Genomic DNA, 22,759 nt, shown 5'->3' on the forward strand with positions numbered 1-22,759 from the left:
ATTGACCTCAGGCCGTAGGCCGCTGGCGGTTGAACGCGGGCGGCTGTCGGCTGCCCGTTGCCGACTGCCCGCAGGCCGCAGCCCGCAGGCCGCTGGCTGTTCAGCGGGCGGCGGCAAGGGCCCCGAGCCGGGCGACGGCCTCGTCGAGCACGCTGCGGCGCTTGCAGAAGGCGAACCGGACGAGGGACCGGTAGCCGGCCGCGTGGTCCGGCCGGACGAACGCGGACACCGGCACGCCGACGACCCCGGCGAGCTCGGGTAGGCGCAGACACAGCTCGCGGGCATCGGTGAACCCGAGCGGTGCGGCGTCGGCGAGGACGAAGTACCCGCCGTCGGGCTCGAGCACCTCGAAACCGGCCGCGCGCAGGCCGCCGGCGAGCAGCTGGTGCTTCGCGGCGAGCTCGGCGGCGATGCCGGCGAAGACCGCGTCGGGCAGCCGGAGCCCCGTCGCGACCGCGGGTTGGAACGGGGCGCCGTTGACGAAGGTCAGGTACTGCTTGACCGAGACGATCGCCTCGACGAGGTCGGCCGGTGCCGTCAACCACCCGATCTTCCACCCGGTGGTGTTGAACGTCTTGCCCGCACTCGAGATCGACACCGTGCGCTCGGCCGCGCCGGGCAGGGTCGCGATCGGCAGGTGCGGAACCCGGAAGGTCAGGTGCTCGTACACCTCGTCCGTGATGACGACCGCGTCGTGCCGGGTCGCGAGGTCGACCACGGTCTGCAGGACCTCGCGGGGGAGCACCCGCCCGGTCGGGTTGTGCGGCGTGTTCACGAGCACCGCACGGGTGCGGTCGGAGAACGCGGCGCGGAGGGCGGTCTCGTCGGGCAGGAAGTCCGGTGCGGTCAGCGGAACGGTGACGTGCGTGCCGCCGGCGAGTCGGATGAGCGCGCCGTACGCGTCGTAGAAGGGCTCGAAGGTGACGACCTCGTCGCCGGGCTCGACGAACGCGAGGAGCGTCGCGGCGAGTGCCTCGGTCGCACCGGCGGTGACGAGCACCTGCCGGTCGGGGTCGACCTCGAGCCCGTACCACCGCTCCTGGTGCTCGGCGACGGCCTGCCGGAGGTCCGGGGTACCGCGCCCCGGCGGGTACTGGTTCGCGCCTCGGCGGATGGCGTCGACGGCGGCGTCGAGGACCTCACGGGGACCGTCCTCGTCCGGGAAGCCCTGCCCGAGGTTGATCGCGCCGGTCGCCGCTGCGAGGGCGCTCATCTCGGCGAAGACGGTCGGCGCGGGGACGCCGTCGGGTCCGAGCAGCATCGCGCCCTCCGCCGCGCGCAGCCAGGGTCCGGTCCGGTCCATGCGGTCGCCTCCGTCGCGCTCGTGTCCCCGCTGCCCGACGGGCCGCCGCGGTCGACGCCCTCACGCTAACGGACCTCGGACAACCCCCGGCGTTCATCCACAGCCCACGCATAAGATCGCCATAGGGGGCTCGCAGCGCCAGCAGGAGCACCGCTCAGGTGGGTCCGGAAGACTGCACGAGCTTGAAAGGAGCACGTCAGCATGAGCGACACCACGCCACACGGCCGCGGCGACGACGACCGTCCCGAGGACACCACCCGCCCGGCCGCTGCCGAGGACGCCACGCAGGGAACCTCCGGCGAGGACACGACGACGCAGCGCGACTCCGCACAGCCCGACGACAGCCGGTACGAGGGCGCCCGCACGGGTGATGCCCCCGACGCCGACCGCACCGACGTCATCAGCCACGGTCGTGCGGACGAGACCGACGTGATCCCGACGCCCGCGGACCACCCGACCGCGCAGTACACGGCGCCCTACCCCGGCGTCGGCGACTCCGGTGCGTCGGGCGGCTACGGCCAGCACACGACGCCGTACGACCGGTCGGCCCAGCAGGGCCAGGGCGACCAGACCAGCCAGTACGGCCAGACGAGCCAGTACGGCCAGACCAGCCAGTACGGCCAGACGAGCGAGTACGGCCAGACGAGCCAGTACGGCGACGACCAGACCGGCCGGTACGGCCAGACCCAGCAGGGTCAGGCGGGGCAGGACCAGTACGGACAGAGCCAGTACGGCCAGGGCCAGTACGGGCAGCAGGACCAGTACGGCCAGGCCCAGTACGGCCAGCAGAGCCAGTACGGCCAGCAGGGTCAGTACGGGCAGAGCCAGTACGGCCAGGGCCAGACCGGCCAGTACGGCCAGGCCCAGCAGCAGCCCCGCTACGGCGAGTACGCAGCGGCCGGCTCCGCCCACGGCGCCCCGCAGTCGGCGGCGTCGTACCCCGGCTCCGCGCAGGCCCCCACCTCGGCCACGAGCGCCTTCGGCGACGTCGACGGCTCGAACGACCGCAACGGCCACTACTTCAGCGGCGCGACCGCCGGTGCCGCCGCGGGCTCCGGTGCCGCGACCAAGCGCCGTGACGGCCGCAGCAAGCTCGTGCTGCCCGTGGTCGCCGGACTCGTGCTCGCCGGCCTCGTCGGCGGCGGCGCCGGGTGGGCAGCGGGCTCCGCCCAGAACGGCGGCGGGACCGTGATCGGTTCCAGCGCGTCGCAGAACGGCGGCAACCTCACCGTCAACGACTACAACAACGCCACGGTCGTCACCGCGGTCGCGGCGCAGGCCACGCCCTCGGTCGTCACGATCAACGTGTCCTCGGGCTCCGAGGGCGGCACCGGCTCGGGCGTCGTGTTCAGCAAGGACGGCTACATCGTCACGAACACCCACGTCGTGACGCTCGACGGCGACAGCAGCAACGGCACCATCACGGTGACGACGTCGGACGGCAAGATCTACCCGGCGAAGCTCGTCGGTACCGACCCGACCGTCGACCTCGCCGTCATCAAGATCGACGCGACCGACATGAAGCCGATCACCTTCGCGGACTCCTCCGAGCTCAACGTGGGGGACACCGCGGTCGCGATCGGGGCCCCGCTCGGTCTGTCGAACACCGTCACCGACGGCATCGTCTCGACGCTCAACCGCAGCATCCAGGTCACCTCGAGCGCCCCCAGCAAGGGCGGCGACTCGAACGAGGGCGGCAACGGCAACGGCGGCCCGTTCGACTTCTGGGGCAACGGCGACAACGGCAGCAGCTCCTCGTCGAACACGACGGTGTCGCTGCCGGTCATCCAGACCGACGCGTCGATCAACCCGGGCAACTCGGGCGGTGCGCTGCTCGACTCCAAGGGCAAGCTCATCGGCATCAACGTCGCGATCGCGAGCGCCGGCAGCTCGTCCTCGTCCGAGGGACAGTCCGGCAGCATCGGCGTCGGCTTCTCGATCCCGTCGAACCTGGTCCAGCGCGTGGCGCAGGAGATCCGTGAGAACGGCTCCGCGACGCACGGGCTGCTCGGCGCCACCGTCGGCGACGCCGCCGAGGACACCAGCGCCCGCCAGATGGGTGCGCTGATCAAGTCGGTGTCGTCCGGCGGAGCAGCGGCCGGAGCCGGCCTGCAGAAGGGCGACGTCGTCACGAAGATCGGGTCGGCGACCGTCTCCGACGCGACCGACCTGACGGCGCAGGTCCGGTTCTTCGCGGGTGGCGCGAAGACGACGATCACCTACATCCGCAACGGCGAGACCAAGCAGACGGACGTCACGCTCGGCACCTACAAGGGCTGACGCAGGACGGGACGGACGGGAGGCGCGGTGCCAGCTGGCACCGCGCCTCCCGTCCGTCCGTGCCTCCCACGCGCGTGACGCAGGGGCGTCGCTCGCCCTTGATAGGCTCGGGGTCGCTCTGCGGGGCGGCGCCGACCGCGGTGCGCTCCGCGCACCGCCCCGACCTCGAGGTACGCATGCACACTGACGGACAGCCCCTGCCGGGGGTCTCCTACGTGATGCCGGTGCTCAACGAGGTGACCGAGGTCCGCGCGGCCGTCGGGAGTCTGCTGGCGCAGGACTACGACGGGCCGTTCGAGGTGCTCCTCGCCCTCGGGCCGTCGATCGACGGGACGAACGAGCTCGTCGCCGAGATGAGTGCGGCCGACCCGCGCATCCGGGCGATCGACAACCCGGTCGGCTCGACGCCGGCCGGCCTCAACGTCGCCATCCGCGCCTCCGTGCACCCCGTGGTCATCCGCGTCGATGCCCACTCCGTGCTGCCCGTCGACTACACGCGGGTCGCGGTGCGGGTCCTGCTCGAGTCGGGTGCGGACAACGTCGGCGGCATCATGCGTGCCGAGGGGCGCACGCCCTTCGAGCGGGCCGTCGCGCACGCGTACGGCAGCCGGGTGGGCCTCGGGGGGACGCCGCACCACGTCGGCGGCAAGGCCGGACCGGCGGAGACCGCGTACCTCGGGGTGTTCCGCCGCGAGCGCCTGTTCGAGGTCGGGCTCTTCGACGAGGGCATCAAGCGCGGCCAGGACTGGGAGCTCAACCGGCGCCTGCGACAGACCGGCGGGACCGTGTGGTTCACGCCGGAGCTCGTCGTCACGTACCGCCCCCGCCCGAGCCTGCGTCGACTCGTGCGGCAGTTCGTCGCGACCGGTCTGTGGCGTGGCGAGCTCGCCCGGCGGTTCCCGGCGAACAACGGGCTCCGGTACTTCGCACCGCCCGCGATGGTCGTCGCGATGGCGCTCGGGCTCGTCGCGGGGATCGTCGGCGTCGTCGGCGCCGCGCTCGGTTCGCCGGTCGCCTGGGCGATGGTCGGGTTCGTCGTGCCGGCGGCGTACCTCGTGTTCGTCCTCCTCGGCTCGGTCGTGGTCGCACGGCGGTCGGGCCTGCGCACGCTCCTCTGGCTCCTCGTGGTGCTGCCCTGCATCCACGTCGGCTGGGGTGTCGGCTTCATCATCGGGTTCCTGACCCGGACCTCCGAACTGACCACCCACACGGGACGGTGACCAGCACGTGACCCACGACACCACTGGCCGCGGCGACGCACGCCCTGGCTCCATCGCGGAACTCCGCGCCGTCGCACAGCCGGACGAGGTCCGGTCGCGCGCGAACGCCGAGCACTGGACCGCGTCGCTCTACCTGCGGGACGTCTCGCCGTACCTGACGTGGATGCTGCTGAAGACCCGCGTCAGCGCGAACCAGGTCACCGGGCTCATGATCCTCGTCGGTTGGAGCGTCGCCGCGGCACTGCTCATCCCGGGGATCTGGGGTGCGGCGCTCGCGCTCGTCCTCGGCCAGCTGCAGATGCTCGTCGACTGCTCCGACGGCGAGGTCGCCCGGTGGCGCGGCACCCGCTCGCCCGCCGGCGTGTTCCTCGACAAGGTCGGGCACTACACGACCGAGGGGCTCATCCCGATCGCGCTCGGCGTCCGCGCAGCCACCCTCCCGGTGCACGGGGGCGAGTGGATGTGGACGACGATCGGCTGCGCACTCGGGCTCGTCATCGTGCTGAACAAGGCGCTCAACGACATGGTGCACGTCGCGCGGGCGAACGCCGGGCTCGAGAAGCTCGTCGACCGTCGGGACGCCGGGACGGTGCCGTCCGGCCGACGGCTGGCGACCCTGCGTCGCGCGGCGCGGTTCCTGCCGTTCCACCGCCTGTACCACTCGGTCGAGCTCTCCATGCTGGCGTTCGTCTTCGCCGTCGTCGGCATCGTGGTGGGCCACCCGCTGGTCGACCGCGTGCTCGTCGGCGCGCTGCTCCCGCTCGCCGTGCTCGCCACCGCAGGGCACTTCCTGGCGATCATGGCGTCGAAGCGGGTCCGGGCGTGAGCGGCAGTACCCTCCGCCGGCACGCCGTACCCCATCGGGAGCGGCCACGGGTCGCGGTCGTCGTCCTGACGCAGGGCACCCGGCCCGACGACCTCCGCCGCGGCATCGAGAGCGTGCTCGCCCAGCGCGACGTCGACCTCGACGTGGTGTGCGTCGGCAACGGGTGGGAGCCGACGGGTCTGCCCGAGGGAGTCCGGGCACTCGCGCTGCCCGAGAACCTCGGGATCCCAGCCGGTCGCAACGCCGGCGCGGAGGTCGTCGACGGCGACCACGTGTTCTTCCTCGACGACGACGCGTCCGTGCCGTCCGAGACCTTCCTGCGGGACGCCGTCGCGCTGTTCGAGCGGGACCCGTCGCTCGGCCTCGTGCAGCCCCGGGTCGTGGACCCGGCCGGCGCAGCGAACCCCCGTCGCTGGGTGCCGCGGATCCGCAAGGGCGACCCGGCTGCGTCGTCGCCGGTGTTCTCGGTGTGGGAGGGGGCCGTCGTCCTGCCGATGGACGTCTACCGCGCCGTCGGCGGCTGGGGAGCCGAGTACTTCTACGCCCACGAGGGCATCGAGCTCGCCTGGCGTGTGTGGGACGCCGGACGGCGGGCCTGGTACGCGGGGGAGCTCGTGGCGCACCACCCAGCGATCGACCCGGCGCGGCACGCCGAGTACTACCGGCTGAACGCCCGGAACCGGGTCTGGCTCGCACGGCGGAACCTGCCCGGGCTGCTGCAGCCCGTGTACGTGGCGTCCTGGGCAGCGATCCAGGTCGCTCGGTGGTGGCGTCACCCGGCTCGTCTGCGCACGTGGTTCGCCGGTGTGCGCGAGGGCTGGGCCCACGACTGCGGTCCTGCGCGCAGGATGGGGTGGCTGACGGTCGGACGCATGACACTGGCGGGGAGGCCGCCGGTCGTCTGAGCCGGTACGGCCGGGTCGGTGTCCGCCCCGGTGGTCACGTTGCTCGGTCCGTCCCGCTCGTCCCGCTCGTCCCAACCGTTCCGTCCGTACTGTCCGTTCTGCACGTTCCGTCCGTTCCGTCCGTCCCGTCTGGCCCGCTCGTCCCACTCGTTCCGTCAGTCCTGCTCGTTCCGCTCGTTCCGTCCGTCCCGCTCGCACCCGGAGGTGCCCCCGATGCCGATCATCCGCGACGCCCAGACCGCCGTGCGGCTGGCCCGACGTCTGCTGCGCTCGAGGCAGAGTCGCCGTGACCTGGCCCGACGTCTCCCCGGACACCCGCCGCTCGCCCCCGGTTCGGTCGAGGTGGCGGTGTACTTCGCGGACGCGCCGGTGAACATGTACCAGATACGGCAGTGGTACGCCCCGCTCGCCGAACTCGCGGCCGAGCACCCCGTCGCGATCGTCTCCCGGAACCCGGGCACCATGCTCGCGCTGCTCGACGAGGCACCGGTGCCCGTGGTCTACGCCCGCCAGGTCGTCGACCTCGAGCGGTTCGTCGACGAGCAGGCGCCGAAGATCGTGCTGTACGTCAACCAGAACGCCCGCAACTTCCAGATGATGCGGTACGGGCGCATGTGGCACGTCTTCGTCAACCACGGCGAGAGCGACAAGATGTACATGACCACGAACCAGTTCAAGGCCTACGACTACGCGCTCATCGCCGGCGACGCAGCCCGCGACCGGCTCTCCGACGCGCTGTGGGACTACGACCTCGACGCGCGCACGATCGCGATCGGACGGCCCCAGGCCGACCACTTCGCCGGAGCGGTTCCCTACCCGGAGGGCGACCGCATCGTCGTCCTGTACGCGCCGACCTGGGAGGGGGACCGCCCGGCTGCGGCCTACGGGTCGATCGCATCCCACGGCGTCACCCTCGCCGAACGCCTGCTCGCCTCGCCGCGTCACCGACTCGTCTACCGTCCCCACCCGCGCCGCGGGGTGCTCGACCCGGCCTACCGGGCAGCACACGAGCGCATCGTCGCCGCGATCGCCGCGGCCAACGCCGCGGACCCGTCCGCGCAGCACGTGCACGACGACGGTCCGGAGCTCGGCTGGCAGCTCGCCGACGCCGACGTCGCCATCACCGACATCAGCGCGATGATCTACGACCGGCTCGCCGTGGGCAAGCCGCTGATCGTCACGCGGCCGGTGGCCGGCGAGGCCGACGTCGACGAGCGTGGGTACCTGGCCGACGCGAACTGGTTGACCGCCGCCGACGCCGTGGACGTCGTCGCACGGGTGGATGCCGCGGCCCACGACGACGCCGAGCTCGCGAAGCTCCGACACTGGGTCGACCGCTACTTTGGGGACACCACCCCGGGCGCTGCCACCGCGCGGCTGCACGCTGCGATCGACCGACTGGTGGCGCGGTGGCACGAGGTGGCGGCGGAGCGCGGCGAGCGCTGACGCCACACGGCCCACCCGGTCACGCAGCACAGCGGCCACCGACCAGGGACATCCGCCACAGGTACTCGGAGCGGTCGGGCCGACGCCACCGGACGACGACGACCCCGGTGTCCTCGGGATCGGCGCCGAACACGGCGAGCGTGAGGCTCCGGCCGGGGTCGAGCCGGTTGACCGCGAGCGGGGGCGCGTAGCCGTTGCCGAGGTGCGTCAGCGACAGGGCGTGGACCGGCTCGGAGCCGGTGTTGACCAGCTCGTAGCGCCGTGGCGCGTGCGAGCGGTCGACCGTGAACGGGACTGCGTAGGCGGTACTCGGGTGCTGCATGTCCCCGACGCTAGGAACCCCCACCGACGTCCGCCCGACGCCGAGACCCGTCGAGGACCCACCCTGTGCACAGCCCTCCACCACCAGCCCCTGTGGAGGAACGACGGGTCAGTTCCCGTAGTCGGATGCGTAGCGGGCGAGGGCGGCCTCGATGGTGTCGTCGAGCTGCAGACGACCCTTGTCGAGGTACAGGCCGCGGTCGCAGAACCGCCGGAGGTCCTTGTCGCTGTGCGAGACGAAGAAGAGCGTCCGTCCGCCGGCGAGCAGCTCCTCGATGCGCTTGTAGCACTTCTCGCGGAACGCCTTGTCGCCGACCGCGAGCACCTCGTCCACCAGGATGACGGGCTCGTCGAGCCGGGAGATCACCGCGAAGGCGATGCGCACCTTCATGCCGCTCGACAGGTGCTTGTACGGGGTGTCCACGAAGTCGCCGATCTCGGCGAACTCGATGATCTCGTCGAAGGCGTCGCGGATCTCGGCCCGCGTCATCCCGTGCAGGCCCGCCGTGAGGTAGACGTTGTCGCGCACCGAGAGGTCCCCGACGAAGCCGCCCGTGATCTCGATGAGCGGGGCCACACCGGCGCGGACCTGCACGCGTCCCTCGTCGGGGAGCATCACCTGCGCGACGAGCTTGAGGAGGGTCGACTTGCCCTGGCCGTTGCGGCCGACGACCCCGATCGCCTCGCCGGGGCGCACGTCGAACGAGACGTTCCGCAGCGCCCAGAACTCGTCGGCCCGCTTGCGACGCGATCGCCCGGCGAACAGGTCCTTGAAGTTCCGGCTCGCCCGGCGGTTGCGCTTGAACCGGATGCCGGCGTCGCGCACCGAGATGACGGGCGCGGTCGTGCTCGTTCGGGTGCTGCTGTCCGTTGCGGTCATCAGAGCTCCTTGAGGACGCGGTGTTCGCTGCGCCGGAAGACGACGAGCCCGATGCCGAGGACCACCACGGTGACGACGACGGAGACGAGCACCTCGAACCAGTCCAGCTGGCCGGGGAAGAAGGCCGACCGGTAGATCCCGAAGATCCCGCTGAGCGGGTTCAGTGCGGCGACGTCGTGCAGGGTGCGGGGGAGTGCCTGCGTGCCGTAGATGATCGGCGATGCGTAGAACAGGAACCGCAGCACGAGCTTGACCGCACGCTCCAGGTCGCGGAAGAACACGACCAGCGGCGCGACGATGAGCCCGAGCCCGTAGACGAGCCCGCACTGCAGCACGATGGCCAGTGGGTAGAGCAGGACCTCCCAGTGCACGCGGGCCCCGGTGGCCAGGACGAACACGGCCAGCACCGGCAGGCTCAGCAGGAACTCGATGCCCTTCGATGCGACGACGCGGGCCACCCAGATGCTGCGGGGGATCGTCGTCGAGCGGATGAGCTTCGACTCCTTGATGAACGCCCGCGTCGAGTCCGACACCGATCCCGTGAACCACATCCACGGCAGGAGCGCCGAGAGGAGGAAGACGATGTACGGTTCCTCACCCACCGACCCGCGGTGGAACACCTGCGTGAAGACGAACCAGTAGATGGCCGACATCACGAGCGGGTCGAGGATCGACCAGACGTAGCCGAGTGCGGACGTCGAGTACCGGACACGCAGGTCGCGGACGGTCAGGAGCCACAGGGCGTGGCGGTAACGACGAACCGCGCCCCTCGACGCTGCCGGAGCTGCGGTCGTGGGCGCGGTCGGCGCACTCGCTGTGGTCACGGTTTCCCTCCGGGCGGAACTGCCGAGGGGATCCGGTCTGGTCAGGCGAACAGGTTGTTCGCGCGCTCGAGGTCCTCGGCGAAGTCGATCTCGACCGCGTACAGGTCAGAGATGTCGACGGGCGACCAGCGTAGCCCGTCCTCGGCGATGGCTGCCTCGATGCCACCCTCGAAGTACTCCTGGTCGTCGACGCGACCGAGCTGGCGGATGAGCGCCTGCTTGTCGTGGGACGAGACGTAGTTGATGCCCACGGCCTCGCCGAGACCACCGACGACGCGCTTCGACAGCTTGTCGATGAAGCCCTCGGCGCCCACCGTGTACTTGACCTCCTCGTCGGAGACCTTCTCGGTGTTGACGCTGACGAAGGAGCGGTCCTGGTCCATCATGTCCGCCGCACGGACGAGTGCCCGCGGGTCGAACACGACATCACCGTTCATCCAGAGGACGCCGCCCTTGCCGGTCGCCTTCAGCGCACGGAGCAGGCTCTTCGAGGTGTTCGTGGAGTCGTAGGACTCGTTGTAGACGAAGTTCGCCTCGGGGAAGGCCTCGACGATGTACTCCGACTTGTAGCCGACGACGATCGTCACGCGTGCGCTCGAGCCGAACGCGGCGCGGATGTTGTCGAACTGCTGCTGCATGATGGTGCGGCCGTCGCTCAGTTCGGTCAGCGGCTTCGGCAGGCTGCGGCCGAGCCGGCTGCCCATCCCCGCTGCGAGGATCACGATCTGCGTGGTCATGCTGGTCCCTTCTGGTGTCCGCCCGGGCGCCGTTGGGCACAGGCGGGCCTCGTCGAGTCTGCTCGCAGAAGGTCTGAGTTGCCCGTGAACGCGCCGGATCCGCGTCGATGCGCAGGCGACGGACGGCCACGGACGACCCGCCCGAGCAGGTTTCCAAGTGGTGAACACTCCGTCGTGCCCCGGTGAATCCTACGGAACCGGCGGTCGTCGGGGTACGTCCGGGGCGCCTTCGTGTCCGATTCGTGACCCGCCCTCGGGGGCCGTCCTCCGATGTCCGGAACGCGTTGGTACGGTTGGGCGGTGGCCGCAGCTGATGACGACGACGTGTACGTGACGTCCGATGCCGCCTGGCTGACCGAGGCGGACGATCCGGAGACGGACGGCGCCGACGACGACTTGGGGGACGGGGATGCACGAGACGCTCCCGATGGTGACGCGATGACCGACGGTGCGACGGTGACCGTCGCAGGACCGTCGGCGGGCCGCGACGGGTCCGACGTCCCCGCACCGGCAGCCGGCGCGGGTGCGACGGCCGCAGCGACCGCGACGAAGCCGGGCAAGGCGAAGCAGCCCCGGGGCCGCGCCTCCCGGCCCACGCAGACCGCCGCCGCTGACGCCACGTCCGACGGCGCCGCTGCGACCGCCACGGGTGCGAGCGAGGCGTCTGGTGCGAGCCAGGCGTCGGGTGCGAGCCAGGTTTCCGGTGCGAGCCAGGCAGCGGGCGCGGGCAAGAAGAAGCGCGCCCCGAAGCGCCAGCCGGCCGCCCGAGAGACCCCCGCGGCCCAGGCGCCCCAGCTGCAGCCCGTCGTGCTGCGCGCCAGCCGTCTCGTGAAGCGGTACGGCCAGACCGTCGCCGCTGACGAGGTCGACCTCGAGATCCGACAGGGCTCGATCTTCGGCGTCGTCGGCCCCAACGGTGCCGGCAAGACGACGACCCTCTCGATGGTGACGGGACTGCTGCGTCCCGACGCCGGGACCGTCTCGGTGCTCGACCACGACGTGTGGTCGGACCCGGTCGCCGCCAAGCGCGACCTCGGGGTCCTGCCGGACCGACTGCGGCTGTTCGACCGCCTGACCGGCGCGCAGCTGCTGCACTACTCGGCGACACTCCGGGGCCTCGACGGCGCGACCGCCCGGAAGCGCAGCGACGACCTCGCCGTCGCCTTCGGTCTGGGTGAGGCACTCGGGCGCCAGGTCGCCGACTACTCGGTCGGCATGGCGAAGAAGATCGCCCTCGCCGCCACGCTCATCCACTCGCCGCGGGTGCTCGTCCTCGACGAGCCCTTCGAGTCGGTCGACCCCGTGAGCGCGGCGACCATCACCGACATCCTGCGCCGGTACACCCGGGGCGGCGGCACGGTGGTGCTCTCCAGCCACTCCATGGAACTGGTCCAGCGCACATGCGACTCCGTGGCCATCATCGTCGGCGGCAAGGTCCTCGCCTCCGGCACGATGGCGCAGGTCCGAGGTCGCAAGAGCCTCGAGGACAAGTTCGTCGAACTCGCGGGCGGCCGCGTCGTGGCAGAGAGCATGGAATGGTTGCACAGCTTCTCCGACTGAGGGTCGACCTGCTCGCGGGCGGTGTCCGCGGCGGAGCCCGGCACGCTGTCCTCGTCGTCGTCGGCAGCCTGCTCGGACTGGTCGCGGCGGTCTTCGTCGCCGGCGAGCTGCTCGAGCTGCGCGGCGCCCCGGTCGAGGTCGCGCGGTCCGTCGCGGTCCCCGTCGGCACGTTCGTCGCGGTGGCCTTCACGGTCGTCCCGCTCGTGCTCGGCGGCACCGACCAGTTCGACCCGCGCCGGTTCACCGTCTTCGGCATCGACCGGCGACGTCTGGCCGTCGGGCTCGGCGTCGCCGGGCTGGTCGGAATCCCGGTGCTGTGCGTCGCGATCGTCGCCGTCGGGCAGGTCGGGACGTGGTCCCGGAACGGCGGCCTCGTCGTGCTCGCGCTCGTCGCCGCCGTGCTCGGCATCGCCACCTGTGCGCTCCTGGCCCGCGTGGGTTCGGCCGTCGGCGCCATGCTGATCGCGCCGCACCGCTCCCGCGACGCCGGATGGCTCGCCGCCCTGGTCGTCGTCGTCCTCGGTCTGCCGGTGGCGTCGCTCCTCCTGCGCACGTCGTGGCTCGACCCGTCGAGCGCCGAGCTCCGGACCGTCGCGGACGTCGCCGGCTGGACCCCGTGGGGTGCGGCCTGGGCCGTCCCGGCCGACATCGCGAGCGGACGCGTGGGCGAGGGCGTCCTCAAGCTCCTGGTCGCCCTCGTCGTCGTCGGTCTGCTCGGCCTCGCCTGGTGGGCGCTCGTCGGTCGTGCACTCGAGACCGTCGACGGCCGTGCGACTGCTCGCCGCTACCAGGGCCTCGGGTGGTTCGCCCGCTTCGGGTCGAGCCCGGTCGGTGCGGTCGCGGCCCGAGCGCTGACCTACTGGGCGCGGGACCCCCGCTACCGGATGTCGTACCTCGTGATCGTGTTCGTGCCGATCGTCGTCCTCCCGCTCGGCGTCGCGGGTGTGCCGTGGCACTGGACGGCCCTCGTGCCGCTGCCGCTGATGGCGCTCATCGCGGGCTTCCTGCCCCACAACGACGTCTCCTACGACAACACGGCGGTCTGGTTGCACGTCGCGTCTGGTGCGCCGGGGTGGAGCGACCGACTCGGCCGACTCGTCCCCGTGCTCGTGGTCGGTGTGCCCGCGGTCGTCGCCGGTGCCGCGGTCTCCGCGAAGCTCTTCGGCGACTGGACGGCGTTCCCGGTGCTCACCGGCGTCGCGGTGGGCGCCCTGCTCGCCGGACTCGGGTTGTCGAGCGTCGTCTCGGTGGCACTGCCGTACCCGACGGTGCGTCCGGGGGACCACCCGTTCCAGCAGCCGCAGGCCGCCGGGACGACGGCCGCCGTCGCGCAGACCACGATGGTCATCGGGATCCTCCTGTCCGTCGTGCCCGCGGCGTGGCTCGGTGTGCTCGCGTTCACGGACGGCCCCGAGCCCTGGGCCGTCCTGACGCTCCTCGTCGGGCTCGGCGTCGGAGCGGTCGTCCTGATCGGCGGCGTCGCCCTGGGCGGACGACTCTTCGACCGGCACGGTCCGGACCTGCTCGCGGCGGCCCAGCGCAACTGAGCGCCGGTCGGGAGGCGCGTGGCGACCCCGCACTGCGCCTCCCGTCCGTCGGCCTGTCTGTCGGGAGGCGGCCCGGCACCGTGCCTCCTGTCGGCCTGTCGGCCTGTCGGCCTGTCGGCCTGTCGGGCGGGAGGCGCGTGGCGGCCCGGAACCGTGCCTCCCGTCCGTGGACGTGACGGCGTCAAGGCGCATCGTGCGTCCGGTCCTTCCTCCACAGCGCCGTGCCCCGCAGGGGCGCTCCACAGCCTCCGCGACGCCGTCGCGGAGGCACCGCCACCGTCGTACGCTGGAGCCATGAGCATGACCGAACCTGGCGGCGGCCTCGACGTGATGGACCGCGAGCTCGAGAAGCTCCTCGAGGAAGAAGCGATCGAGCCCGGCGACCACGAGCGCTTCTCGCACTACGTGAAGAAGGACAAGATCCTGCAGTCCGCGCTGTCGGGCAAGCCCGTCAAGGCGCTCTGCGGCAAGAAGTGGGTACCGGGTCGCGACCCCGAGAAGTTCCCGGTGTGCCCGGACTGCAAGGCCATCTACGAGAAGATGAAGGCCGAGTAGCGCGGACGCACCACCGGGCGGGTCAGATCACCAGGGTCGGGATCGCCGGGTCACCGCGGCCGATGCGTGATGCGTCGGCCGGCAGCTCCGCTTTGGCTCGCTTGTGGTGCGCTCGTGCTGCCTCGACGCCCGCGACGCCGGTGAAGGCCGTGTCGACCTCGCCGTGGTCGACGACCGGGACGAGCAGGGGGCGCTCGTCGGGGCCGACCTGGCCGGTGGTGAGGACGACCTCCGCGGTCGCGACGCCGTTGCGGAGTCGGCGACCGGCTTCCTTGCGACCACCGGTGGACGCCTTGTCCGCGGACTTCTTGGCGACCGGGACCCAGCCCTCGCCGTCGGGCGTCTCGTGGGCGACGAGCTTGAAGACCATGCCGGCCGCGGGGTGGCCCGAGCCCGAGACGACGCTCGTCCCGACGCCGTAGGAGTCCACGGGGGCGGCTCGGAGGGCGGCGATCGTGTACTCGTCGAGGTCGTTCGTCACCGTGATCTTGGTCGCGGGGGCGCCGAGGCGGTCGAGCTGCGCGCGCACCGATGCGACGACCGAGGGCAGGTCGCCGCTGTCGATGCGGACGGCACCGAGCCGACCGTCGGTGAGCCGGACTGCGGTCGCCACGGCGGCCTCGATGTCGTAGGTGTCGACGAGCAGCGTCGTGCCGGTCCCGAGGGCGTCGAGCTGGGAGCGGAAGGCGGCCTCCTCCGAGTCGTGGAGGAGCGTGAAGGCGTGCGCGGCGGTGCCCATCGTGGGGATGCCCCAGGTGCGACCGGCCTCGAGGTTGCTCGTCGCGCCGAAGCCGGCGATGTACGCGGCCCGGGCGGCGGCGACCGCGTTCCACTCGCCGGTGCGGCGTGAGCCCATCTCCGCGAGCGGGCGCCCGTCGGCGGCTGAGACCATGCGTGCCGCCGCCGACGCGATCGCCGAGTCGGCGTTGAACACGCTGAGCGCGAGCGTCTCGAGGACGACCGACTCGGCGAAGGTGCCCTCGATCTGCAGGACCGGCGAGTTCGGGAAGAAGACCTCGCCCTCGCGGTACGCGCGGATGCTGCCGCTGAACCGGTAGTCGGCGAGCCACGCTGCTGTGCCCTCGTCGATCACGCCCCGGTCGCGGAGGAAGCCGATCTCCTCGTCGCCGAACCGGAACTCGGTGAGCGAGGTGAGGAACCGTCCGAGGCCCGCGGCGACGCCGTAGCGACGACCGTCGGGGAGGCGGCGGGTGAAGACCTCGAAGACGCACCGACGGTCGGCCGTGCCGTCCTTCAGGGCGGCGTCCACCATGGTGAGTTCGTACTGGTCCGTGAGGAGCGCGCTGGTCACCCCTCGACCCTACTGACGCGGGGCTGCCCGGGGGCAGATCGTCCCCCAGCTCGGGCTGGTCCCGGCCGCGTGGCGACGGCGCATCACGGCAGCGCGCTCCTACCTGCCCGCGGCCCGTGGCTCCGGGCCCCTGCCGTGCTGCGACCTCGCGAGCGGGCGATGTGTGCAGAGGGTCGGGCGGCCGGTGTGCCGGTTCCGCCCGCTCGCGGCGCGTCCGCACGCACTACCCCGAGCGGGCGATGTGTGCGCGGTGACGAGTGCGTGGGGTGCGGGAACCGCCCGCTCGCGGTCTGGGGTCGTCAGCGCGGTGCCGAGCGGGCGATGTGTGCGGAGGGTCGGGCGGTCGGCGCGTGGTTCGTCCTCAGGACCGGTGCGGCCTGGTGCGGGCGCGAGCGGGCGATGTGTGCGGTGTGACGAACGCGTGGGGTGCGGGAAACGCCCGCTCGCGGGTTGGGGTGCCCGCGATGTGCCGGGCGGGCGATGTGTGCGGGGCGGCGGGTGGGTGGGGTGCGGGAAACGCCCGCTCGCGGGTTGGGGTGCCCGCGACGTGCCGAGCGGGCGATGTGTGCGGGGTGACGAGCGCGCGGGGTGCGGGGAACGCCCGCTCGGGGCAGCGGGGGCGGGGGAGATGCGGGGCACGGTGGGGACGAGCGGGGTGGGGGAGCGCGGCTGGGTACGCTTGGCGTGTGACGGATGCACCGATCGGAGTCTTCGACAGCGGCGTCGGCGGGCTCACGGTGGCCCGGGCGATCATCGACCAGCTGCCGCGCGAGAGCATCCGGTACGTGGGCGACACCGTGCACTCGCCCTACGGCCCGAAGCCGATCGCCGACGTGCGGCGGTACGCCCTCGAGGTCATGGACGACCTCGTCGAGCAGGGCGTGAAGGCGCTCGTCATCGCGTGCAACACGGCCTCCTCCGCGGTCCTCCGCGACGCCCGGGAGCGGTACGAGCAGGCGTACGGCATCCCGGTGGTCGAGGTCATCCAGCCCGCCGCCCGCGCCGCCGTCAAGCAGACCAGGACCGGGCGCATCGGTGTGATCGGCACGGTCGGGACGATCGCCTCGCGGGCGTACGAGGACGCGTTCGCCGTCGCCGCCGACGTCACGCTGTCGCTCGCCGCCTGCCCGCGGTTCGTCGAGTTCGTCGAGGCGGGGGACACCTCGTCGCCGGCCCTCCGCGCGGTCGCGGCGCAGTACCTCGAACCGATCCGGGCGGCCGACGTCGACACCCTCGTGCTCGGCTGCACGCACTACCCGCTCATGTCGGCGGCGATCCAGTACGTGATGGGGCCGGACGTCACGTTGGTCTCGAGCGCCGAGGAGACCGCCAACGACGTGTACCGCCGGCTCGTCGAGCACGGGCTCGAGCGGACCGTGACCGAACCGCCCACCTACGCGTTCGAGGCCACCGGCGAGGACCGCAACGGGTTCATCCGCCTGGCCCGACGGTTCCTCGGCCCGGAGGTGTCCAGCGTCGGCCACCTGCAGACCGGAGCCATCACGCTGCCCCGCACCGCGCCCTGAACCGGCCCGCACGACCACCGCGACCACCGCGACCGACCCGCACCGCGCCTCCAGGCCGGACCGAGAGGACACCATGACCGACACGACCACGACCCGCATCGACGGCCGCAGCACCACCGACCACCGCCCCGTCACGATCGAGCGGGGGTGGAGCGCACAGGCCGAGGGCAGTGCGCTCATCTCGTTCGGGAACACCAAGGTGCTCTGCACCGCGAGCTTCACGAACGGCGTGCCGCGCTGGCTCGCCGGCAAGGGTACCGGCTGGGTGACCGCCGAGTACTCGATGCTGCCGCGCTCGACCAACGAGCGGATGCAGCGTGAGTCGATCAAGGGCAAGGTCGGCGGCCGGACGCACGAGATCTCCCGCCTGATCGGCCGCTCGCTGCGCGCGGTCGTGGACACGAAGGCCCTCGGCGAGAACACCCTCGTCATCGACTGCGACGTGCTGCAGGCCGACGGCGGCACCCGGACCGCGTCGATCACCGGCGCGTACGTGGCCCTGGTCGACGCGATCGAGTGGGGCCGGGGCAAGGGCTTCATCGCGAAGAAGGCCACGCCGCTCACCGACAGCGTGCAGGCGATCTCGGTCGGCATCGTCAAGGGCGTGCCGATGCTCGACCTCGCGTACACCGAGGACTCGGCCGCCGACACCGACATGAACATCGTCACGACGGGCTCGGGCAAGTTCATCGAGGTGCAGGGGACGGCCGAGCACGCGCCGTTCGACCGCGCCGAGCTCGACACGCTGCTCGACCTCGGGCTGGCGGGCAACGCCTCGCTCGCGGCGATCCAGCGCGGGGTGCTCGGGGTGGCCTCGTGACCGGGACGGTCGTGCTCGCGACGCACAACCAGGGCAAGGTCGTCGAGCTCCGCGGGATCCTCGGCGAGGCCCTCGGCGGCGTCGAACTCGTCGGTTACGACGGGCCGGAGCCGGTCGAGGACGGTGACACCTACGCGGCCAACGCGCTCATCAAGGCCAGGGCAGCGGTCGCGCACACCGGACTGCCGGCGCTCGCCGACGACTCCGGCATCGCGGTCGACGCGCTCGACGGTGCACCGGGGATCCACTCCGCCCGGTACGCCGGCACCCGCGTGGACGCCGACAACATCGCGTTGCTGCTGGCGAACCTCGAGGGCGTGGTGGAGCGGACCGCGGCGTTCGTCTGCGCCGCCGCGTTCGTCACCCCGGACGGCACCGAGCACGTGTTCGAGGCGGTGTGGAACGGCGAGGTCCTGACGGAGCCGGTCGGTGACGGCGGGCACGGGTACGACCCGGTGTTCCACCCGGACGACGCTCAGGGGTCGGCGGCGCAGCTGACCCGCGACGAGAAGAACGCCCTGAGCCACCGGTCGAAGGCGTTCCGCGGGATCGCGCCGATCGTGCGGGAGTGGTTCGCGACGACCGAGGGCTGACGCCCGCGCCCGCGCCCGACGGCCGAGGGCTGACGCCCGCGCCCGACGGCCGAGGGCTGACGCCCGCGCCCGACGCCCGAGGGCTGACGCCCGGGCCCGACGCGGTGGTCAGGACGACCGGCCGCGAGACCCCACCACCACGACGAGACGCCCCCGGGAACGGGGGCGTCTCGTCGTCCGGGGCGTCCGCCGCCGGGGCCGGCCAGTGGACCGGGAGGGCCGCTACTGCCCGACGGGCCGCTGGCCGTCGGCCGCGCGCTGCTCCGCCTCGGCCGTGTGCTTCGCCTTGCGCGCCGTCCGCCAGTAGTGCAGGCCGGCGGGCACGACCGTGACGACGACCGCGAGGATGAGGATCACGTCGATGTAGTTGCGCACGATGTACGCCACCGGCGGGATGTAGCCGAGGACGTACCCGAGGAACGTGACACCGACGCCCCAGACGACAGCACCGATGGCGTTGTACAGCGAGTACTTCTTGTAGTCCATCCGCCCGACGCCGGCGGCGATCGGAGCGAAGGTGCGGACGACCGGCACGAAGCGCGCCATGATGACCGCGAGCGGGCCGAAGCGGTGGAAGAACGCGTTGGTGCGGTCGACGTTCGCCTTCGAGAACAGGCCGCTCTCCTTGCGTTCGAAGATCGGCGGCCCGGCCTTCTTGCCGATGTAGTAGCCGAGTTCACCGCCGAGGAACGCCGCGGCGCCGATCATCAGGGCGGCCACCCAGATCGGGATGCCGCCGATCTGGCCGCCGCGGTCGAAGGCGAACAGGCCGGTGATGACGAGCAGGCTGTCACCGGGGAAGATGAACCCGATGAGGAGGCCGGTCTCGGCGAAGACGATGGCGCAGACGACGAGCACGGCGATGGCGCCGAAGTGGTCGAGGATGTACTGCGGGTCGAGCCACGGGATCAGGGCGAGGGGAAGCGCGTGCATGGTTCTTCCGGTCGGGAGTCGGGGTCACGGGGGACTCCCGCACCCTGAGGGTACCGCCCGTCGTCCTGGGGACCATCCCTCAGGGGGATGAGGTGCGCCGGTGGATCCGTCGTGCGGAAGGAGGGACTCGAACCCTCACGCCTGGGGCACAGGAACCTAAATCCTGCGTGTCTACCGATTCCACCACTCCCGCGAGCACCGGCAGTCTACGGGGCACCCGCTCGGCGGGACCGGCGGGGCGGACGGGCACCGCGCCTCCCGACCGACGATCGCGACGACGGGACGGACGCGACGGACGCGCCGACCGCGACGACGGGACGGACGCGCCGACGCGACGCACGCGCCGACCGCGACGCCGGGACGGACGCGCCCACGCCACGCACGCGCCGACCGTGACCGGCGCGACGAGCGCGCCCCGCCTCAGCGCAACCGACGCGGCAGGTACCGCGGCACGTACCGGAGCAGCACGCCCGCACCGACCAGCCCCAGCACGCCCATCACCCCGCTCGCGAGCGCGAGCGACGCGACCGCCGTGACGCCGGAGAGCACGAGCGGTGCCGCGGCCGAGCCGAAGTCCCCGGTGAAGCGCCACGCGCCCAGGAACGGAGCCGGGTTCCCCCGCGGCGCGAGGTCGGCCCCGAGCGTCATGAGGATCCCCGACCCGACGCCGTTCGCGAGGGACATGCCGATCGCGATGCCGACGAACCAGCCGACCCGGGCGTCGAGGTGGCCGCTCCAGGCGAGCAGGAAGTAGCTGACGCTGAGGCCGAGCATGCACGGCAGGGCGCTCGCGAGCCGCCCCCAGCGGTCCATGATCTGCCCGCTCGTGTAGAACAGCGCGAAGTCGACGGCCCCGGCGATGCCGATGACGAGTGCTGCGGTCGCGTCGTCGAGGCCGACGCTCACGGCCCACAGGGGCAGGATCACCTGGCGTCCGGCGCGGAGGGCGCCGATGAGCGCGGCACCGCTGCCGAGGCGCGCGAGCACGGCCCGGTTCTCGCGGATGGTGCGGAACAGGCCGTGCGCCTCGGCCTGCACGAGCTGCGCGCCGGTGTCGGTCGTCGGTCCCTGCGGGAGGGTGCCCGGGTCCTCGTGCCCGGCGGCGTCGCGCCGGTCGGTGGTCGCGTCGGCCCCCTCGGCGGCCGCGGGCAGCGGGGTCGGGTCCGGCCCGGCGGCGGCCAGCGTGGTCGCGTCCTGCCCGCCGGTGGCGGCGGGCGGCGCGGTCGTGTCGGGCGACGGACGGGAGGCGCGGTGCGGCCTGGTCGCGTCGGGCCCCGGCCGGGAGGCGCGGTGCGGGAGACGGAGACCGCGTGCGCCCGTCGCGGGGTCGCGCAGGACGAGGAGGACCGCGGCCGCCGCGAGGCAGCAGACGACGTGGATCCAGAAGGCGCTCTGGGTCGTGCCGGTGAGGTGGACGACCGCTGCCGACACGAATGGGCCGACGAAGTAGCCGAAGCGGAACACCCCGCCGAGGCTGGACAGGGCCCTGGCGCGGATGCGGAGCGGGATCGCCGTGGTCATGTAGGCGTGCCGGGCGAGCGCGAAGACGGCGGTCGAGACGCCGACGAGGAACACCCCGAGCGCGAGCACCCAGGGGTTCGGCGCGACCGTGCAGGTGACGAGGCCGACGACCGACACCAGGGCCGCGCCGATCATCGCGTTCCGTTCGCCGATGCGCCCGACGACGACCCCCGAGGGCACGTCGCCGATGAGCTCGCCGACGAGGATGAGCGCCGCGACGAAGCCGGCGAGGGCGAGCCCGGCGCCGAGCGAGTCCGCCGCGATCGGGATGATCGGGATGATCGCGCCCTCGCCGATCGCGAACAGCGCTGCGGGGAGGAAGCCCGACAGGACGACCGTCCTGCGGTCGAAGGCGTCGTGCGCGGTGGTGGTCATCGTCGACCCACGGTACGCCCGCCGCGGAGTTACCCTGGACGCATGCGTGTCCTGGCGGCGATGAGTGGTGGAGTCGACTCGGCGGTGGCCGCTGCCCGGGCCGTCGACGCCGGGCACGACGTGGTCGGCGTGCACCTCGCCCTGAGCCGGATGCCCGGCACGCTCCGTACCGGCAGCCGGGGGTGCTGCACGATCGAGGACTCGATGGACGCCCAGCGTGCCGCCTCCGCGCTCGGCATCCCGTACTACGTGTGGGACTTCTCGGCCCGGTTCAAGGAGGACGTCGTCGACGACTTCGTGGCCGAGTACCAGGCCGGTCGGACCCCGAACCCCTGCATGCGCTGCAACGAGCGGATCAAGTTCGCGGCGCTGCTCGAGAAGGCGCTCGCGCTCGGCTTCGACGCCGTCTGCACCGGGCACTACGCGTCGATCGTCACGGGCGACGACGGCGCGCGGGAGCTGCACCGCTCGGCAGCGTGGGCGAAGGACCAGTCATACGTCCTCGGCGTGCTGACGGCCGAGCAGCTCGAGCACGCGATGTTCCCGCTCGGTGCCACGCCCTCGAAGGACGAGGTCCGGGCCGAGGCCGCGGCGCGGGGCCTGACCGTCGCGCAGAAGCCCGACTCCTACGACATCTGCTTCATCCCGGACGGCGACACCCGCGGCTGGCTCGCGGACCGGGTCGGCACCGCCCCCGGCGACGTGGTCGAGCGTGACGGCACCGTGGTCGGCGAGCACGAGGGCGCCACCGGCTACACGGTCGGACAGCGCCGCGGGCTGCACCTCGGTCGGCCGGCACCGGACGGCAAGCCGCGGTTCGTGCTCGAGATCCGACCGAAGGACAACACCGTCGTCGTCGGCCCGAAGGAGGCGCTCGAGGTGTCCTCGCTCGCCGGGTCCCGGTACACCTGGGCCGGGTCCGCGCCGGCCGACCCCGCCGTGCCGTTCGCGTGCGAGGTGCAGATCCGCGCGCACGGCGACCCCGTGCCCGCGACCGCACGGGTCGAGGACGGCTCGCTCGTGGTGGACCCCGACGAGCCCCTGTCGGGCGTCGCGCCCGGGCAGACCGCGGTCGTCTACGTCGGCACCCGTGTGCTCGGGCAGTGCACGATCGACCGGACGGTGTCGGCGGTCCCCGTCCCCGCCTGAGTCGGGGCTGGCCGAGCCCGGCCGGTCCGCGCTCGGGGCCGGCGGGTCCGCGCTCGTGCCCGGCGGATCCGGGCTCGGAGCCGCCGGGGCCACGCCGCTCCCGGCCCGCGCGGTCGCTGCGACCGG

Annotated in this window: 20 protein-coding genes and 1 tRNA gene; 12 read left to right on the forward strand and 9 right to left on the reverse strand. The window is 72.5% G+C overall.

Annotation, left to right across the window (positions count from 1 at the left end; translation table 11 throughout):
* Window positions 1–100: 100 nt before the first annotated feature.
* On the reverse strand, window positions 101–1,303 hold the full coding sequence (locus tag QOL16_RS04980; protein ID WP_065959622.1) for an aminotransferase class I/II-fold pyridoxal phosphate-dependent enzyme: 1,203 nt from the start codon (window positions 1,301–1,303) through the stop codon (window positions 101–103).
* 201 nt (window positions 1,304–1,504) lie between these two features.
* Between QOL16_RS04980 and QOL16_RS04985 the strand changes: the two genes are divergently transcribed.
* The 5 genes from QOL16_RS04985 to QOL16_RS05005 all read left to right on the forward strand — a co-directional run bounded on the left by QOL16_RS04985 (window position 1,505) and on the right by QOL16_RS05005 (window position 7,980).
* Complete coding sequence (locus QOL16_RS04985; protein WP_071283337.1) at window positions 1,505–3,583, forward strand: S1C family serine protease; 2,079 nt, start codon at window positions 1,505–1,507, stop codon at window positions 3,581–3,583.
* Window positions 3,584–3,759: 176 nt separating this feature from the next.
* Entirely contained in the window at window positions 3,760–4,803 is a 1,044-nt protein-coding gene (locus tag QOL16_RS04990) for a glycosyltransferase family 2 protein (protein ID WP_071283460.1), read from the forward strand.
* 7 nt (window positions 4,804–4,810) lie between these two features.
* Entirely contained in the window at window positions 4,811–5,629 is an 819-nt protein-coding gene (locus QOL16_RS04995; protein ID WP_071283334.1) for a CDP-alcohol phosphatidyltransferase family protein, read from the forward strand.
* Window positions 5,626–6,534, forward strand: coding sequence for a glycosyltransferase family 2 protein (locus QOL16_RS05000; RefSeq protein ID WP_071283331.1), 909 nt, complete (start codon window positions 5,626–5,628; stop codon window positions 6,532–6,534). Before QOL16_RS04995 ends, QOL16_RS05000 begins: the two co-directional genes overlap by 4 nt.
* Window positions 6,535–6,747: 213 nt before the next feature.
* Entirely contained in the window at window positions 6,748–7,980 is a 1,233-nt protein-coding gene (locus QOL16_RS05005; protein ID WP_071283457.1) for a CDP-glycerol glycerophosphotransferase family protein, read from the forward strand.
* Window positions 7,981–7,999: 19 nt separating this feature from the next.
* Here QOL16_RS05005 and QOL16_RS05010 read toward each other — a convergent pair whose 3' ends face one another.
* The 4 genes from QOL16_RS05010 to QOL16_RS05025 form a co-directional block, all read right to left on the reverse strand.
* Complete coding sequence (locus tag QOL16_RS05010; protein WP_065959612.1) at window positions 8,000–8,302, reverse strand: hypothetical protein; 303 nt, start codon at window positions 8,300–8,302, stop codon at window positions 8,000–8,002.
* Window positions 8,303–8,410: 108 nt separating this feature from the next.
* Window positions 8,411–9,181, reverse strand: coding sequence for an ABC transporter ATP-binding protein (locus tag QOL16_RS05015; RefSeq protein WP_065959611.1), 771 nt, complete (start codon window positions 9,179–9,181; stop codon window positions 8,411–8,413).
* Entirely contained in the window at window positions 9,181–10,005 is an 825-nt protein-coding gene (locus QOL16_RS05020) for an ABC transporter permease (RefSeq protein WP_083229982.1), read from the reverse strand. The genes QOL16_RS05015 and QOL16_RS05020 overlap by 1 nt, the downstream gene beginning before the upstream one ends.
* Window positions 10,006–10,046: 41 nt before the next feature.
* Window positions 10,047–10,742, reverse strand: coding sequence for an NTP transferase domain-containing protein (locus QOL16_RS05025; RefSeq protein WP_071249630.1), 696 nt, complete (start codon window positions 10,740–10,742; stop codon window positions 10,047–10,049).
* Between the two features lie 300 nt (window positions 10,743–11,042).
* Between QOL16_RS05025 and QOL16_RS05030 the strand changes: the two genes are divergently transcribed.
* From QOL16_RS05030 to QOL16_RS05040, 3 genes are all read left to right on the forward strand, one after another.
* Entirely contained in the window at window positions 11,043–12,302 is a 1,260-nt protein-coding gene (locus tag QOL16_RS05030; RefSeq protein WP_254780189.1) for an ABC transporter ATP-binding protein, read from the forward strand.
* A complete protein-coding gene (locus QOL16_RS05035; protein WP_065959609.1) occupies window positions 12,278–13,849 on the forward strand; it encodes a hypothetical protein in 1,572 nt (523 codons plus the stop codon). The genes QOL16_RS05030 and QOL16_RS05035 overlap by 25 nt, the downstream gene beginning before the upstream one ends.
* Window positions 13,850–14,143: 294 nt before the next feature.
* A complete protein-coding gene (locus tag QOL16_RS05040) occupies window positions 14,144–14,404 on the forward strand; it encodes a DUF3039 domain-containing protein (RefSeq protein WP_111228526.1) in 261 nt (86 codons plus the stop codon).
* A 22-nt stretch (window positions 14,405–14,426) separates the two neighbouring features.
* Here QOL16_RS05040 and QOL16_RS05045 read toward each other — a convergent pair whose 3' ends face one another.
* The gene (locus QOL16_RS05045; RefSeq protein WP_083394940.1) at window positions 14,427–15,716 is read right to left on the reverse strand and encodes a nicotinate phosphoribosyltransferase; all 1,290 of its coding nucleotides are present in this window, start codon (window positions 15,714–15,716) and stop codon (window positions 14,427–14,429) included.
* 686 nt (window positions 15,717–16,402) lie between these two features.
* Between QOL16_RS05045 and murI the strand changes: the two genes are divergently transcribed.
* The 3 genes from murI to rdgB all read left to right on the forward strand — a co-directional run bounded on the left by murI (window position 16,403) and on the right by rdgB (window position 18,655).
* Window positions 16,403–17,242, forward strand: coding sequence for a glutamate racemase (gene murI / locus QOL16_RS05050; protein WP_071283327.1), 840 nt, complete (start codon window positions 16,403–16,405; stop codon window positions 17,240–17,242).
* 73 nt (window positions 17,243–17,315) lie between these two features.
* On the forward strand, window positions 17,316–18,062 hold the full coding sequence (gene rph / locus QOL16_RS05055) for a ribonuclease PH (protein WP_071249636.1): 747 nt from the start codon (window positions 17,316–17,318) through the stop codon (window positions 18,060–18,062).
* The gene (rdgB, locus tag QOL16_RS05060; RefSeq protein WP_065964560.1) at window positions 18,059–18,655 is read left to right on the forward strand and encodes an RdgB/HAM1 family non-canonical purine NTP pyrophosphatase; all 597 of its coding nucleotides are present in this window, start codon (window positions 18,059–18,061) and stop codon (window positions 18,653–18,655) included. Before rph ends, rdgB begins: the two co-directional genes overlap by 4 nt.
* 222 nt (window positions 18,656–18,877) lie before the next feature.
* On the opposite strand, the gene QOL16_RS05065 is transcribed toward rdgB, so the two are convergent.
* From QOL16_RS05065 to QOL16_RS05075, 3 genes are all read right to left on the reverse strand, one after another.
* Complete coding sequence (locus tag QOL16_RS05065; protein ID WP_065964561.1) at window positions 18,878–19,588, reverse strand: DedA family protein; 711 nt, start codon at window positions 19,586–19,588, stop codon at window positions 18,878–18,880.
* 112 nt (window positions 19,589–19,700) lie between these two features.
* Window positions 19,701–19,781 (reverse strand) — tRNA-Leu (locus tag QOL16_RS05070).
* A gap of 227 nt (window positions 19,782–20,008) precedes the next feature.
* Window positions 20,009–21,484, reverse strand: coding sequence for an MFS transporter (locus QOL16_RS05075; RefSeq protein ID WP_139266347.1), 1,476 nt, complete (start codon window positions 21,482–21,484; stop codon window positions 20,009–20,011).
* 42 nt (window positions 21,485–21,526) lie between these two features.
* Between QOL16_RS05075 and mnmA the strand changes: the two genes are divergently transcribed.
* The gene (gene mnmA / locus QOL16_RS05080; RefSeq protein ID WP_083394939.1) at window positions 21,527–22,633 is read left to right on the forward strand and encodes a tRNA 2-thiouridine(34) synthase MnmA; all 1,107 of its coding nucleotides are present in this window, start codon (window positions 21,527–21,529) and stop codon (window positions 22,631–22,633) included.
* Window positions 22,634–22,759: the final 126 nt, after the last annotated feature.

Origin of the sequence: Curtobacterium sp. MCBA15_004, assembly GCF_001865055.2 — a bacterium.
In the GTDB taxonomy this organism is placed as follows: Bacteria; Actinomycetota; Actinomycetes; order Actinomycetales; family Microbacteriaceae; genus Curtobacterium.

Excerpts from the sequence above, each read along its gene's own strand:
- QOL16_RS04980 (WP_065959622.1), bottom strand. The coding sequence starts at position 1,303 with ATGGACCGGACCGGACCCTGGCTGCGCGCGGCGGAGGGCGCGATGCTG.
- QOL16_RS04985 (WP_071283337.1), top strand. The coding sequence starts at position 1,505 with ATGAGCGACACCACGCCACACGGCCGCGGCGACGACGACCGTCCCGAG.
- QOL16_RS04990 (WP_071283460.1), top strand. The coding sequence starts at position 3,760 with ATGCACACTGACGGACAGCCCCTGCCGGGGGTCTCCTACGTGATGCCG.
- QOL16_RS05005 (WP_071283457.1), top strand. The coding sequence starts at position 6,748 with ATGCCGATCATCCGCGACGCCCAGACCGCCGTGCGGCTGGCCCGACGT.
- QOL16_RS05010 (WP_065959612.1), bottom strand. The coding sequence starts at position 8,302 with ATGCAGCACCCGAGTACCGCCTACGCAGTCCCGTTCACGGTCGACCGC.
- QOL16_RS05015 (WP_065959611.1), bottom strand. The coding sequence starts at position 9,181 with ATGACCGCAACGGACAGCAGCACCCGAACGAGCACGACCGCGCCCGTC.
- QOL16_RS05025 (WP_071249630.1), bottom strand. The coding sequence starts at position 10,742 with ATGACCACGCAGATCGTGATCCTCGCAGCGGGGATGGGCAGCCGGCTC.
- QOL16_RS05035 (WP_065959609.1), top strand. The coding sequence starts at position 12,278 with ATGGTTGCACAGCTTCTCCGACTGAGGGTCGACCTGCTCGCGGGCGGT.
- QOL16_RS05040 (WP_111228526.1), top strand. The coding sequence starts at position 14,144 with ATGAGCATGACCGAACCTGGCGGCGGCCTCGACGTGATGGACCGCGAG.
- rph (WP_071249636.1), top strand. The coding sequence starts at position 17,316 with ATGACCGACACGACCACGACCCGCATCGACGGCCGCAGCACCACCGAC.
- QOL16_RS05065 (WP_065964561.1), bottom strand. The coding sequence starts at position 19,588 with ATGCACGCGCTTCCCCTCGCCCTGATCCCGTGGCTCGACCCGCAGTAC.
- QOL16_RS05075 (WP_139266347.1), bottom strand. The coding sequence starts at position 21,484 with ATGACCACCACCGCGCACGACGCCTTCGACCGCAGGACGGTCGTCCTG.
- mnmA (WP_083394939.1), top strand. The coding sequence starts at position 21,527 with ATGCGTGTCCTGGCGGCGATGAGTGGTGGAGTCGACTCGGCGGTGGCC.